Below are 13155 nucleotides of genomic sequence, written 5' to 3'. Positions count from 1 at the left end.
AGGCATGCTAGCCGACACTGTACGCGCGGACGTAGACGAAATGCAAGAAAATGTGCTCTATTGCACCACCCAGTCGAACCCGATACGATCAGGCAGGCCAGTCGCACAGGCCCATTTCCCATCCACCCGTGCGGCGAAAGCCATTGAATGCTGACGGTTGTATTTGCCGATATTGTTGGAAGCACAGGCCTGTTTGAAAAACTGGGCGATGCCAACGCGTCCCAACTAATGGCGCAACTGACGGGCGTGCTGGGCAAGGTGTTTGAGGAACACCAGGGCCGGGTAGTCAAGCTATTGGGCGATGGCGTGTTTGCCGTTTTCCCGGATGCCGGCAGCGCCATTACCTCCTGCGTGATGCTGCAAACGCGCTTCAAGACCGACCCCGTCATCCCCATCGGCGGTGATCGACCGATTCAAATGCAGATCGGCGCGGAGTGCGGTGAGGTGATCGAGATCGACGGGGACTGTTTCGGCGACGCCGTCAACAGCGCCGCCCGCCTGTCTGATCTGGCCGGAGCCGACCAGATTCTGGTGACCCAGAGTGTATGGAACGAACTGGTGGCAGCACAACGCCCCATGTTGCGCAGCCTGGGCCCCATTCAACTGCGGGGCAAGACACAAAGCACACACGTCTACCGGGTAGAGTGGCAACCTGAGCACGACCTGGAAGCCACCGCCATGGGCGTATCCATGTACACACCGACCAAGCGCCAGACCCTGGCACTGACGCACCAAGGACGCACACACGTATTTGACGTAACGCCCGTTCCGATCACCATTGGTCGCACCACCGAGGCCACACTGCCCATGCTGGACCCCCGTGTCTCGCGGGTGCACGCCACCATTTGCAATCGGGGTGGACAAATCGTGTTGTCTGATGTGTCCAGCTTTGGCACCTGGGTGTATTTTGGAGACCATACCGAAGCCGTGGCCCTGCGCCGCACCGAATGTTTTCTGGTGGGTTACGGTCAGCTCTCGCTGGGTTGCAAGATGGACGCTGACAAGGCGCCGTTGGTGGGATTCGAGGTGCGCTGAATATCAGCTGTTTACTATAAAAAGAATAGTGCACTACGTAGCATTGACGAGGGCTAGAGGCCAATTTTACATAAGTGTTTGCGGCACGGTGCGTACTTCAACGACATCCCGGGTTGGTGGCAGACGCCAGACAGGGGACATAGCTTTCAAAGATTTTCTTGTAGCGCCCGTCGGCCTTCATGGCATTTAGGCTGCGATTGAACTCCGTCAAAAACTCCTGCGACAGCGACGCCCGGCTCAAGGCAAACATGGCAGGTCCCACTGAAACAACGATGTCGGTCTTGACCACGCGATTGGACAGCCCCATTTGCTGCAGCTCCACCAGTGCGGTAACTTCATCTGCAATGAGCCCGTCCAGCCGACCCTGATCAATCATCTTCCAGGCACCTCGCCGGGACGTCACCGTTGTGATCTGCTCAGAAAACACCTGCGTCTTTGCCAAGGCGTCATAGCCAGGCCCATAGGCCACGCCAATCTGCGCACCCAGTCGAAAACCGGTCCCCACAATATCTGCCAGATCCTTCAGTTTGTAGTTGTCGAGCGCCCTTTTGGCGACAAACAGCACATTGGGTGAACGGTTTATTGGGAGAGTGAAGTAGGCAAACTTTTCACGATCCGGTTTGTGCAACGTACCGGGCAGGATGTCCAGCCTGCCTTGCTGCAATTCGTGCAACGCGCGGGCCCAGGGCATTTCCACAAAACGCACGTCACAGTTCATGCCCTTTAGCGCGATGCGGGCTATGTCCGCATACAAGCCAATAACCTTGCCGTCAGGCGACTTGAACGAATAGGGTGCGTCGTCATACCAGCGCACGGTCTTGACACACTGGGCATTGGCCGAGCCCAGACACGCCAAACCCAGCAAGCTTACGGCGAGCAATTCGCGCAACACCCTTGACACGCACCAACAGGCAGGAACAGACAGGCAACCAAGCACGAAAACCTCCTACCCATGAACAGTGCTGACGCTATCACAGTGTAAGACGTTCGCACACCCGTTCGGTTGCAGGTCTCTGGCTGGCATCCAGCAGGCGCAGCAGGTGCGTGTCGTCAAACACGATATCGTTGGGTGGAACAAAGCCCAATGCGGCCTGTGCCTTGGCCGGATCTTCCCAGGTGATGCGGTTGTTCAGAATGTCGCCATAGAGTGTGCTGTTGCCAACACGCAGTTGCACCACGTCCATACCGTGGCGAAATGCCATTTGAAAAGGAGCGGCAAAGCCCTTGCAGGCATAGGTGTCCAGTTGGGTCGGTCGTGGCATGAGCCCGCCGTTGTGTGCGATGCGTAGCCCCAAAAAACCCAGTGTGCCCAGCACCGCGACGGCGACCACAGGAATCACCACCGCCGGCACCAGAACCACTCCATTCAACAGGCGCTGCAAGCCTGCCGGTTTGCCACTTGCGGGGGGCGAATTGGATTCGTGGGTTTGCTTGTTCATCGTGCGTTCCTTCTTCTATCCAAAACTGGTGCCCAGCATGACCACCACAGCGACGGCCATCACAGCGGTTGCGGCCCAGCCAAAAAAACGGTGCCGTCGGGTAATGGTGTATTGGCCCATCAGGCGCTCGGACTGGCCAATCCACATCAGCACCGCCATGATGGGCACCGAGATGACGCCGTTCACAATGGCGCTCCAGACCAGCGCCTTGATTGGGTCCACCTCCAGATAACCCATAACCGTGCCGATACCAGTAGCCGCCACGATGATGAGGTAAAAGCCCCGGGCCTCGTGAAAGCCATGCGACAGGCCCGCCTTCCAGCCGTACAACTCGCTGACCGCATACGCCGCCGAGCCCGCCAGCACCGGCACCGCAAGCAGACCCGTGCCAATGATGCCCAGGGCAAATATGGCAAAGGCAAACTCTCCGGCCACCGGCCGCAGCGCTTCGGCAGCCTGAGACGCGGTCTGGATGCTGGTGATTCCCTTGGCATTGAGGGTAACGGCCGTAGCCAACACAATGCACAGGGCAATCACGTTGGAAAACGTCATCCCCACAAAGGTGTCCTGCTTGATGCGCGAAAGGTGTTCTGCCGCGTACTCGGGGTGCAAACGCAATGCCTGCGCCTCAGGCCTGCGGTTGTTGTCTTCCACTTCCTGAGAGGCCTGCCAAAAAAACAGGTAGGGGCTGATGGTGGTGCCCAGCATGGCCACCACCATGGCGGAGTAATCCTTCAGGCTGGTGTCTTTGGGAAAGTACAACCAGGGTTGCAGCGACTCAGTCAGTGCCTGGTGCCATGGAACTTGCACCGTGAGGATAACGGCCACATAGGAAAAAAGAGCCAGCGTGAGCCATTTGAGGATCCGCACCGTGCTCTCGTATGAGAAAAACACCTGCATGGCAATGCAGAACGCACCAAAACCGATAACATACAACGGCAGCGGACCGCCCATGAGCAGGCGTGCAGCTTCGCCCATGGCACCCACATCTGCCGCAATGTTGATGGTGTTCGCCACCACCAGCAGCGTAATCAATGTGGTGGTCAACCAGCGCGGACACATCTTGTTGATGTTGGTGGCCAGCCCCTCGCCCGTCACCCAGCCAATGCGGGCCGACAGCATCTGGATGCCAATCATCAGCGGTGTGGTAATCAGCAGGGTCCAAACCAGCGCGAAACGAAATTGCGAGCCAGCCTGTGAATAGGTAGCGATGCCGCTAGGATCGTCATCCGCTGCCCCGGTGATCAGGCCCGGCCCCAGACGACGAACAAATGCTTTTGCGGTTTGGGTCACCATGGCACTTTCCCCTTGTGCCCACAACAGGTGTTTAGGCGTGCGTCATAAAAACGATGTGGACCATGAACTGTCAGATTTCCCGTTCATTGCCCGTATTTGAATTTGGATGCAGTATAGGGATTACCCTGTATTTTGTACGTACCCACTTTGTAAATCCACGGTAAAGCCCAAGCTGCGGCCCTCCCAGACGCCTCAACTCAGCGGCGGCGTGGAGGTCAGCACCTCTTCCATCACCGTCAACCCTTCGGCCACCCGCAGGGCACCGGCCAGGCGCAGCGGGCGCATGCCGTCGGCAATGCCCTGGCGGCGTAGGTTGTCAATACTGGGGTCCACCGTGACCTTGGCCTTGAAAGCATCGGACACGGTCAACAACTCATACAGCCCGGTGCGGCCCAAAAAGCCCGTCATGCGGCAGTCCACACAACCCACAGGTTTGTAGGGCTTGAAGCCACCGTTGATCTGCCAGGGCTTGATCATCTCGGCCAGCATCTCGCGCGTGGTGTCTTCGTCCCGCACCTTGCATTGCTTGCACAGGGTGCGCACCAGGCGCTGGGCCAATACGCCCAGCAAGGTGGCGTTGATGAGGTACTGCGGCACACCTAGCTCCATCAGCCGGGTCACGGCCGATGGCGCATCGTTGGTGTGCAGGGTAGAGAACACCAGGTGGCCCGTCAGCGCGGCCTGCACTGCCATTTCAGCGGTTTCGGTGTCGCGGATTTCACCGACCATGATGATGTCCGGGTCCTGGCGCATCAGGGCCCGCAGGCCCTGCACAAAACCGAAGTCCAGTTGCGGCTGCACCTGGGTCTGGTTGAAGGACGGTTCGATCATTTCGATGGGGTCTTCCACCGTGCTCACATTCACCTCTTCGGTGGCCACCCGTTTCAAGGTGGAATACAGCGTGGTGGTCTTGCCAGAACCGGTGGGGCCGGTCACCAGAATGATGCCGTGCGGGCGCTTGACCAGGCTCTCCCAACGCACGCTATCATGGGTGGAAAAGCCCAATGCGTCCAGGTCTTTGACAGCGGTATCGGGGTCAAAAATACGCATCACCATTTTTTCGCCAAAGGCGGTGGGCAGGGTGGAAATCCGCATCTCGATCTCATCCCCACCGGGGTTGCGCGTTTTGATGCGGCCATCTTGCGGTCGGCGGCGCTCGATCACGTCCATGCGGCCCAATAACTTGATACGCGCTGTCATGGCGTTGAGCACGCCCATCGGCATCTGGTAGACCTGGTGCAATACACCGTCAATACGGAAGCGAATGACACCCTGCTCACGCCGGGGTTCCAGGTGGATATCACTCGCTCGCTGGTCGAAGGCGTATTGCCACAGCCAATCCACCACCTGCACCACGCTCTGGTCATTGGCATCAAGCTGCTTGTTGGACTTGCCCAGTTCCACCAACTGCTCAAAGGTGGCGCCATTGTTCACACCGCCTTTGTTGGCCGCCTTGACCGACTTGGCCAACGCATAAAACTCAGCCGTGTAACGGTGCACTTCATGCGGGCTGGCCAGCACACGGCGCACGCGGCGCCGCGACTGGCGCTCTACTTCGGCCACCCAGTCGATCACAAATGGTTCAGACGTGGCCACCGTGATTTCACTGGCATTCACCACCACAGGCAGGATCCGGTGACGCTCGGCATACACGGCACCCATGGCATCCGCCACCCGGCTCACGTCCACTTTCAGGGGGTCGATGCGCAGGTAGTCCATACCCACCCGCCCTGCCAGCCACTGGGTCAGCAGTTCAATGTCCAAAGGCTTGTTGTCCACTGCGCGGCGCATGGACACGCTGGCCAGGCGCACCAGCGGGTGCTGCGCGCTTTCGGCCTGGGCGCAACGTGCAATGGTGCGGGTGGCCTCTTCCTCGGAGATAACGCGATCCACCTGTAGCCACTCCACCAAACGACGCCAGTCCAGCGGCCCGGTGTGGCTCTTCGGGGTTGGATGGGGTTGGTGGGCTTGGTGTGTGTGTGTGTGTGTGCTCATGGATTCACCGGTTTAAAAACGCGCACCCATTTGTCGGCCGGAAGGCCCCATTGGCGCTGAATGGTGTCGGCCCGCGCCATCAGTACGGCGCGGCTCGGGCGTGTGGGAGTGCGCTGGGCCAGCACCACGGTATTGCCTTCCCGAGTAGCCTTGAAGGCCCACAGGGCCTCTTTACCAAAAGCGGCGGCCATGTTGTCTACGCTGCGCTTAAAGCTCGACGAGCGACCAAACAGATTGACCGTCATGCAGCCTTCGTCGGTCAGGGTTTTGCGGCAGTCGGCGTAAAACTCAACGCTATCGAGCACCGGGCCGGCAGCCTCCTGGTCGTACAGGTCCACTTGCAGGGCATCTACTGCGCCCTGCCAGCGTGGGTTCTTGATTTCCTGCTCGGCATCGCCCAGGATAACCTGCAGGCGCTTGTCATCCTGGGGCAGCTTGAACCAGCCCCGGCACGCAGCCAGCACCATCGGATTGAGTTCGATCGCAGCCGTTTGCATGCGCAACACCTTGTGGCAAAACTTGGTGAGCGAAGCGGCCCCAAGGCCAAGCTGCAAGGCCTGGCGTTGGGCCACGGTAGCGGGCTCCACAAACAGCAGCCAGGCCATCATGCGCTGGATGTATTCGTGCACCAGCACGGTGGGTGCATCCACCAGCATGGAGCCTTGTATCCAGATGCTATCGAGGTGCAGGTGGCGAATGGACCCTTCATCGGAAAAGTTCACTTCCGGAAGGTGCAGGGTATCTTTGTTGACCATGGGGATTTATACCAGCAGGGCGTCAAGCCGAGGTAAAGCCTGGCGGGCGTTGTGCGTGGTGGCCTCTGTCAGCTCCTCAAGCGGTATGCCACGCAACTGCGCCAGCACGGCGGCGATGCGCGGCAACTCGCCCGGCGCGTTGCGCCCCTGCTCCACTGCGGCCTGTCGCTGCTGGGCGGTGGTGTAGAGCCAATGCGGAGGCATATCGGGCGCATCGGTTTCCAGCACCATGCTCTCCAATGGCAGGGTCTGTGCCAGGCGGCGCAGTTGCAGGGCCCGCTCAAACGTGACCGCACCGCCAAAACCCAATTTGAAGCCCAGCTTGATAAATTCCATCGCCTGGGTTTCGCTGCCGTTGAAGGCATGGGCAATGCCGAACCACGACCCACCCTGCCCCACCGCGCGCAGGTGCTTGAGCAGGCGGTCGGCCGAGCGGCGCACATGCAGCACCACGGGCAGCTGCCAGTGGCGCGCAAGCTTCAACTGCTCGCGGTAAAAATGCTCCTGGCGCTCTGCCAAAGGACTGGTCCGCAGCTCCGGCACAAAATAGTCCAAGCCGATCTCGCCCACCGCCACCAACCGGGCATCGGCATGGTGGGCCTGTAGTTGCGTTGCCAGCGCCACCAAGTCATCATCATTCGCCAGGCGAACGTACAGGGGGTGAATGCCCAGGCAATAGCTGTCGCCAGTGGACTGCGCCAGAGTTCGCACCGTGTCCCAGTTGGCGCGCGCGACCGCCGGAATCACACAGTGCTGCACTCCGGCCGCGCGGGCCTGTTCACGCACAGTTTCGCGATCCGCATCGAATTCGGCAGCGTCCAAATGGCAATGGGTGTCGATCCAGACCATGGCGGACTGCATCAAATCTCGGCCAGCCGCCCCGACACCAGCTTCAACTGCCGGTTGCAACGTGCCGCCAGCGCCACGTCGTGTGTCACCAGCACAAAGGCGGTGCCGTTGGCGCGGGCCAGCTCCAGCATCAGGTCAAACACGGCGTCGGCCGTGGCGCGGTCCAGGTTGCCGGTGGGCTCGTCGGCCAGCACGCAATCCGGGCGGGTGACCAGGGCGCGGGCAATCGCTACGCGCTGACGTTCGCCACCCGACAGCTCGGCTGGGCGGTGGTGCAAGCGGTGCTCCAATCCCACACTTGCTAGCATTTTAGTAGCTGTTTGCGCACATTCTGCGAGGGCTAGACGCCGAATGGTCAATGGCATAGCGACGTTATCCAGCGCGCTGAACTCAGGCAGCAGGTGGTGGAACTGGTAGACAAAACCCAGATGCCGGTTGCGCAAGCGGCCCTGTTCGGCTGCGCTGTGCAAGGCGAGGTCTGTACCGTGCAACTCCACCGTACCACTGCTGGGGGCATCCAGGCCGCCCAGCAAGTGCAACAACGTGCTCTTGCCCGAACCGGAGGTGCCCACGATGGCGAGCGTCTCGCCCTGAAACACTTGCAGGTCCACGCCCTGCAGCACGGTAACGTCCAACCGGCCCTCGGTAAAGCGCTTGGTCAGGCCTTTTGCACTGAGCACCACATTGGCGCCAGGGGTGAACGTGGGGGTAGCATCTCTACTCATAGCGCAGGGCCTCGGCAGGATTGACACGGCTGGCACGCCAGCTGGGGTACAGGGTGGCCACAAAGGCCATGACCAGGGAAATCACGGCGACAGGCACGATGTCGGACTGCTGCGGATCGCTGGGCATGCGGCTGATGAGGTAGATGTCCTTGGGCAGAAAGCTGGCACCCAACGCATGTTCCAGCGCCGGCACGATGACGTCGATGTTGAACGCCACCCCCAGGCCCAGCGCCAAGCCTGCCAGCGTGCCGATCACGCCCACCATGGCGCCCTGCACGACGAAGATACCCATGATGCTGGCCGGACTGGCCCCCAGCGTGCGCAGAATGGCAATGTCGGCACGCTTGTCCGTCACCGTCATCACCAGGGTGCTGACCAGATTGAATGCTGCCACCGCCACGATGAGGGTGAGGATGATGAACATCATGCGCTTTTCTACCTGCACGGCCGCAAACCAAGTGCGGTTTTGGCGGGTCCAGTCGCGGATGTAAAGGTCACCGGTCAAGGTTTGGCTCAGTTCGTCAGCCACACGGCGGGCATCGTGCAAGTCACGCAGCTTGAGGCGCACGCCAGAGGGGCCTTCGAGCCTGAAAATTTTGGCTGCATCGTCCACATGCACCATTGCCAGCGCCGAATCGTATTCAAAATTGCCGGAATCAAACGTGCCCACCACCGTCATCTGCTTCAAACGCGGCACTACGCCGGCCGGTGTAACCTGGCCGCTGGGTGCCACCAGGGTGACACGGTCTCCAGGACGCACACCCAACGACTTGGCCAGATCAATACCCAACACGACGCCGAATTCACCTGGGATCAGCTTGGCCAACACGGCGGCCTGTTCGCCGTTGACAAGGTCGGTTACCAAGTGCTCCTGGGCCGGGTCTATGCCCCGTATCATGGTACCCTTCATGTCTTCACCCCTCGCCAATAGGGCCTGAGCTGCTATAAAAGGTGCAGCACCGATGACCTCGGGGTTTGCGCGCACCTGGCTCAAAGTTTTTGCCAGATCGGGCAGCGCCTGGCTATCCTTGGCGTAGACCTCAATATGGGAGATCACACCCAACATGCGGTCGCGCACCTCTTTTTGAAAACCGTTCATCACGCTGAGTACGATAATCAGGGCCGCCACGCCCAATGCAATGCCCAGCATGGACACGCCGGAAATGAACGAAATAAACCCGTTTCGCCGGGTGGTACGCCCCGCACGGGTGTAACGCCATCCGATGCGCAGTTCATATGGAAATTTCATCATGATCGGATTGTGGCATCCATGCAGGACAATCGACCCATGCACTTGCTTATTTCCCACGCCGCCCCGCCTGGTCGTCAATGCCAGGATGCTATACAAAAGCTGGAACTTCCGCGCTTCACCGAACTGCTGAATCTGCTTACCCCCACCCCACCCATGCTGGGCTCACCCGATTCCCTGTCACCGCTGGCCGAACGCCTACGGGCCAACAGCGAAGGCTTGCAAGGAGCCGATGGCCTGATTCCCTGGGCTGCTATCGACGCCCAACATCTGGGCCTGACCAAAACGCGCGGCAATGCTGGCTGGGCCTGGCTAACACCCTGCCATCTGGACGCACAGTCCCACCACCTGTCAATGAAAGACCCGCACGAGCTGGCGCTGAGCGCAACGGAGTGCGAAACCCTGCGCAACGCCATGGAGCCTTACTTTGCCGAAGATGGTATCGAGTTGCACAGCCTGTCTGACTGCACCTGGCTTGCCTTTGGCGAGGTTTTTCGGGATCTGCCCACCACATCGCTGGAGCGGGTAGCTGGCACCCATGTGGATGTCTGGTTGCACCAACAAAAACAGCCCAAATCCCTCCAACGCCTGCACAACGAGATGCAGATGTTGCTCCACACCCATGCAGTCAATGTTGCCCGTGAGGCGCGTGGTGCCACCACGGTGAACGCGTTCTGGATCAGCGGCACGGGCTCACCCGAAGCACAGCCCAACCCGGTGAGTGAACGATTGGAGTGTGTAGACGCGTTGCGCCAATCAGCCTTGCGCGACGATGCCAAGGTCTGGACTGCCGCCTGGGCCACCCTGGACGCCACCGTACTGGCCGATTTGGTTCAAAGCGCCAAGGCCGGCAAGTCCGTCAAACTGACCTTGTGCGGTGAACGCATGGCCGCCACCCTGGAGCTGCAAGACAAGCCGTGGTGGAGCCGCATCCAGCAACGCTTTTCTACTGCCTCGCCGCAGCAGTTGTTGCAGTCGTTATGAACCGGGTTCGCCTCCAGATTCAACCGACGCGTGCCGTGGGATTTTTGGCTCTGGTGGCGGTTCTCACGGTGGCAATATCAGTCGCTTTCCTACTGTTCAACCTGAGAGCACGGGAACTGGAACACGCCCGCATCGAGACCATCAGCCTGACCAAGGTTTTCATGCGTCAGACCGAGCAAAACCTCGAAAGCATCGATGCCGTGCTCAAAGGCGTACAGGAGAGGTTGCAAAACCCTTATGGGAGCCAGTTTGAACTGAACAGCGTGCCAACACACTTGCTGCTCAATGCGCGCGCTGGATCTAACCGGCATCTGCGCTCGCTCTTTATCGTGGACGCCGAAGGCAACGTGGTCAACTCGTCGCGCGAACAGCCCCTGCCACCGACGACTGTTTTGGACAGGGATTACTTCAAAGCATTTTTGAGTGCCGAAAACAGTAGCCTTTTTATTGACCGCCCAGTGCGCAGCCGAATTGACGGCACATGGAACTGGCACTTGGCACGGCGGCTCAATAGTCTGGATGGCAAATTTCGGGGCCTGGTGGTGGTGTCGGTCAATGTTGCTGCATTCGAGCAGTTGTACAACTACGTAAAGCTCGACTTTGAACGCCCCTTTTCCATCTACTTGGCAGACGGAACTCTCGTTGCGAGTATTCCACACCGGGAATCGCAGATTGGCGACCGTGCGCCCGAGCTGGGTACTGACCGCTTACCGGTTGCCGGTGACGATGTGCGCATGCTGACCCACGCCCGCGGCGATGGTGGACGCCAAGGCTTCGCACTGGGCCATACCGACCAATTTCCTATGCTGGTGAGCGTAACCAATGACGAACAAGAGGCCTTGTATTCCTGGCGCGAGACTGCGTGGCCCATCGCTGCCGGTGCAGTTCTGATGTGTCTGCTGATTATTGGGGCGGCAGGCCTGCTGATCAACGAACTGAACCGCGAGGACGCGCTTTCAACGGAGCTTAGTGGCGCCAATGATCGCTACCATCAAACCATTGATTCGGTCATGGATGGCATCGTTGCCGTGGATGAAGCACACAAGATTTTGGTGTTTAATCCAGCCGCTGAGCGCATGTTCGGGCTATCAGCCAGTGCCGCCCTTGGAAGCCCACTGGAATTGCTGCTACCCCAAAAAGTTGCCCACACGCACCGCCAGTATGTGAATGATTTCATTGGCTCTGGCGTTGCATCCAAAGCCATGGGGGTTCAGCTGGATGTAACGGGTCGGCGCTCCGATGGCACCGAATTTCCGATTGAGTCCACCGTTTCACAGACCAGCATTGGCGGCAAAAGACAGATGACTGCTGTCTTGCGGGATGTCACCGAAAGGCGTCGCAATGAGGAAAACCTGCGTGAGATGAATGTGCAACTGCGCCAACTTTCAGAATCACTACAGACCGTTCGTGAAGAGGAACGCTCCCGGATCTCACGCGAGCTGCACGATGAGCTGGGCCAACAATTGACGGGGTTGAAGCTGGAGTTTTCGTGGCTCTGCAACCGACTGCGTGAAGGCCGCGAAGTGACAACCGAAGAATTGGATGGCATGCGCAAATCACTCGACACCGCCCTGTCATCGGTACGGCGCATCTCCAGTGAACTGCGTCCTTTGATTTTGGACGACCTGGGCTTCGCCGATGCGGTGGCCTGGCAGGCAGGTGAGTTCTCCAAGCGCACGGGAATTGCGACCAAGCTGGACCTGGCAGGTGCAAAAGTGGTCATGGACCAGGCAATGGCCAGCGGCCTGTTTCGCATCATCCAGGAGTCCCTGACCAATATCGCCCGGCACGCGAATGCCAGTCAGGTCGATATATCCATCCGTTGCGACGACAAAGATCTGATGCTGGTGGTGCAGGACAACGGCAAAGGCATGGCGAACCCCGAGCGACGCAGAGACGGTATCGGTCTGATCAGCATGCGGGAGCGCGCCATCTCAATGGGTGGATTTTTTTTGGTCCTGAGCGATTTGAACTCGGGCACCACCATTGAGGTCAAACTCCCGCTCCAACTCGCCAGCTTTTTGGGGGCAACAGTATGAGCATTTCGGTCCTGGTCGCAGACGACCACGCCATCATCCGCGACGGTTTGCGCAAGATTTTGGCCGACACCGAGGACCTGATCGTCGCCGGGGAGGCCTGCGATGGCAACGCAGCCCTGGAACAGGTGCGCAGCCGGAACTGGGACATGATGCTCATGGACCTGTCCATGCCAGGTCGCCATGGCATAGAACTCATTCGGTTGGTAAAAGCAGAGCGACCCAAGCTACCCATACTCATCTTCAGCATGCACCCGGAAGAGCAGTTCGCGGTACGCTCCATCCGCGCGGGTGCCTCTGGATACCTGTCCAAGGAGAGCGACAGCAATCTCCTGGTGCCAGCCATCCGAAAGGTGGCATCTGGGGGAGTTTTCATCAGCCCACGGGTTGCTGAGTTACTGGCAACTGCCATATCACCCCGTTTTGACTCAATGCCCCACACCCAACTCTCAGACCGAGAGTTCGAGATTTTTGGTGAGATCGTACGGGGTACGAGCCTGACCGACATTGCCGCCAAGTTGTCGCTCAGCATCAAGACCGTCAGCACCCACAAGTCCAACATCTTTGCCAAGATGAACCTGACCAGCAATGTGGATTTGTTCCGTTACGCGGTCGAGCATGAACTACTCGACCTGACTCGCGAGTAGGATGAATCCTACTCACCATAGGAATACTCCTATGGTCAATTTCATCGCCTGCCTATATCCGTAAGTCACCCCCGTTGGGAAAATGATTTCCAACGCATGGTGGACCGCGTGTGCCCACCACACATGGATTCAAGCAACGAAAAGG

Annotated in this window: 12 protein-coding genes; 4 read left to right on the top strand and 8 right to left on the bottom strand. The window is 59.2% G+C overall.

The annotated features are described in order from the left end of the window. Positions 1-147 precede the first annotated feature (147 nt). A complete protein-coding gene (locus IPI80_RS12840) occupies positions 148-1035 on the top strand; it encodes an adenylate/guanylate cyclase domain-containing protein (RefSeq protein WP_413860662.1) in 888 nt (295 codons plus the stop codon). A gap of 97 nt (positions 1036-1132) precedes the next feature. Here IPI80_RS12840 and IPI80_RS12835 read toward each other — a convergent pair whose 3' ends face one another. The 8 genes from IPI80_RS12835 to IPI80_RS12800 all read right to left on the bottom strand — a co-directional run bounded on the left by IPI80_RS12835 (position 1133) and on the right by IPI80_RS12800 (position 9343). Then, complete coding sequence (locus IPI80_RS12835) at positions 1133-1915, bottom strand: substrate-binding periplasmic protein (protein ID WP_413860660.1); 783 nt, start codon at positions 1913-1915, stop codon at positions 1133-1135. A 91-nt stretch (positions 1916-2006) separates the two neighbouring features. Next, positions 2007-2474, bottom strand: coding sequence for a hypothetical protein (locus tag IPI80_RS12830; protein ID WP_413860658.1), 468 nt, complete (start codon positions 2472-2474; stop codon positions 2007-2009). Positions 2475-2489: 15 nt separating this feature from the next. After that, positions 2490-3770: an NRAMP family divalent metal transporter gene (locus IPI80_RS12825; RefSeq protein WP_413860656.1), complete on the bottom strand. Its 1281-nt coding sequence runs from the start codon at positions 3768-3770 to the stop codon at positions 2490-2492. Between the two features lie 192 nt (positions 3771-3962). Next, positions 3963-5765 carry a GspE/PulE family protein gene (locus IPI80_RS12820; RefSeq protein ID WP_413860654.1) on the bottom strand — a complete coding sequence of 601 codons (1803 nt, stop codon included), beginning with the start codon at positions 5763-5765 and terminating at the stop codon, positions 3963-3965. Continuing rightward, entirely contained in the window at positions 5762-6520 is a 759-nt protein-coding gene (locus IPI80_RS12815; RefSeq protein WP_413860652.1) for a spermidine synthase, read from the bottom strand. The genes IPI80_RS12820 and IPI80_RS12815 overlap by 4 nt, the downstream gene beginning before the upstream one ends. Positions 6521-6526: 6 nt before the next feature. Beyond that, entirely contained in the window at positions 6527-7381 is an 855-nt protein-coding gene (locus tag IPI80_RS12810) for a TatD family hydrolase (protein WP_413860650.1), read from the bottom strand. Then, positions 7381-8094 (bottom strand): lipoprotein-releasing ABC transporter ATP-binding protein LolD, encoded by a 714-nt coding sequence (gene lolD / locus IPI80_RS12805; RefSeq protein ID WP_413860648.1) that lies wholly within the window; start codon positions 8092-8094, stop codon positions 7381-7383. Before lolD ends, IPI80_RS12810 begins: the two co-directional genes overlap by 1 nt. Then, positions 8087-9343, bottom strand: coding sequence for a lipoprotein-releasing ABC transporter permease subunit (locus IPI80_RS12800; RefSeq protein ID WP_413860830.1), 1257 nt, complete (start codon positions 9341-9343; stop codon positions 8087-8089). Before IPI80_RS12800 ends, lolD begins: the two co-directional genes overlap by 8 nt. Before the next feature lie 39 nt (positions 9344-9382). On the opposite strand from IPI80_RS12800, the gene IPI80_RS12795 reads away from it, so the two are divergent. From IPI80_RS12795 to IPI80_RS12785, 3 genes are read left to right on the top strand one after another with little or no spacing between them, the layout of a single operon-like run. After that, on the top strand, positions 9383-10327 hold the full coding sequence (locus IPI80_RS12795; protein WP_413860646.1) for a phosphoglycerate mutase: 945 nt from the start codon (positions 9383-9385) through the stop codon (positions 10325-10327). Continuing rightward, positions 10324-12366: a PAS domain S-box protein gene (locus IPI80_RS12790; RefSeq protein WP_413860644.1), complete on the top strand. Its 2043-nt coding sequence runs from the start codon at positions 10324-10326 to the stop codon at positions 12364-12366. Before IPI80_RS12795 ends, IPI80_RS12790 begins: the two co-directional genes overlap by 4 nt. Further along, a complete protein-coding gene (locus tag IPI80_RS12785; protein ID WP_413860642.1) occupies positions 12363-13010 on the top strand; it encodes a response regulator in 648 nt (215 codons plus the stop codon). Before IPI80_RS12790 ends, IPI80_RS12785 begins: the two co-directional genes overlap by 4 nt. Positions 13011-13155 lie beyond the last annotated feature (145 nt).

The sequence above is a fragment of the Candidatus Aalborgicola defluviihabitans genome, assembly GCF_016705985.1.
Classification (GTDB): domain Bacteria; phylum Pseudomonadota; class Gammaproteobacteria; order Burkholderiales; family Burkholderiaceae_C; genus Allorhodoferax; species Allorhodoferax defluviihabitans.
Note: the sequence above shows the minus strand (reverse complement) of the source record. Positions and strands in the feature narration are given on the sequence as shown.

What these genes read in the sequence shown, in the direction of transcription:
- IPI80_RS12840 (WP_413860662.1), top strand. Translation starts at nt 148, where the DNA reads ATGCTGACGGTTGTATTTGCCGATATTGTTGGAAGCACAGGCCTGTTT.
- IPI80_RS12830 (WP_413860658.1), bottom strand. Translation starts at nt 2,474, where the DNA reads ATGAACAAGCAAACCCACGAATCCAATTCGCCCCCCGCAAGTGGCAAA.
- IPI80_RS12825 (WP_413860656.1), bottom strand. Translation starts at nt 3,770, where the DNA reads ATGGTGACCCAAACCGCAAAAGCATTTGTTCGTCGTCTGGGGCCGGGC.
- IPI80_RS12820 (WP_413860654.1), bottom strand. Translation starts at nt 5,765, where the DNA reads ATGAGCACACACACACACACACACCAAGCCCACCAACCCCATCCAACC.
- IPI80_RS12815 (WP_413860652.1), bottom strand. Translation starts at nt 6,520, where the DNA reads ATGGTCAACAAAGATACCCTGCACCTTCCGGAAGTGAACTTTTCCGAT.
- IPI80_RS12810 (WP_413860650.1), bottom strand. Translation starts at nt 7,381, where the DNA reads ATGCAGTCCGCCATGGTCTGGATCGACACCCATTGCCATTTGGACGCT.
- lolD (WP_413860648.1), bottom strand. Translation starts at nt 8,094, where the DNA reads ATGAGTAGAGATGCTACCCCCACGTTCACCCCTGGCGCCAATGTGGTG.
- IPI80_RS12800 (WP_413860830.1), bottom strand. Translation starts at nt 9,343, where the DNA reads ATGAAATTTCCATATGAACTGCGCATCGGATGGCGTTACACCCGTGCG.
- IPI80_RS12795 (WP_413860646.1), top strand. Translation starts at nt 9,383, where the DNA reads ATGCACTTGCTTATTTCCCACGCCGCCCCGCCTGGTCGTCAATGCCAG.
- IPI80_RS12790 (WP_413860644.1), top strand. Translation starts at nt 10,324, where the DNA reads ATGAACCGGGTTCGCCTCCAGATTCAACCGACGCGTGCCGTGGGATTT.
- IPI80_RS12785 (WP_413860642.1), top strand. Translation starts at nt 12,363, where the DNA reads ATGAGCATTTCGGTCCTGGTCGCAGACGACCACGCCATCATCCGCGAC.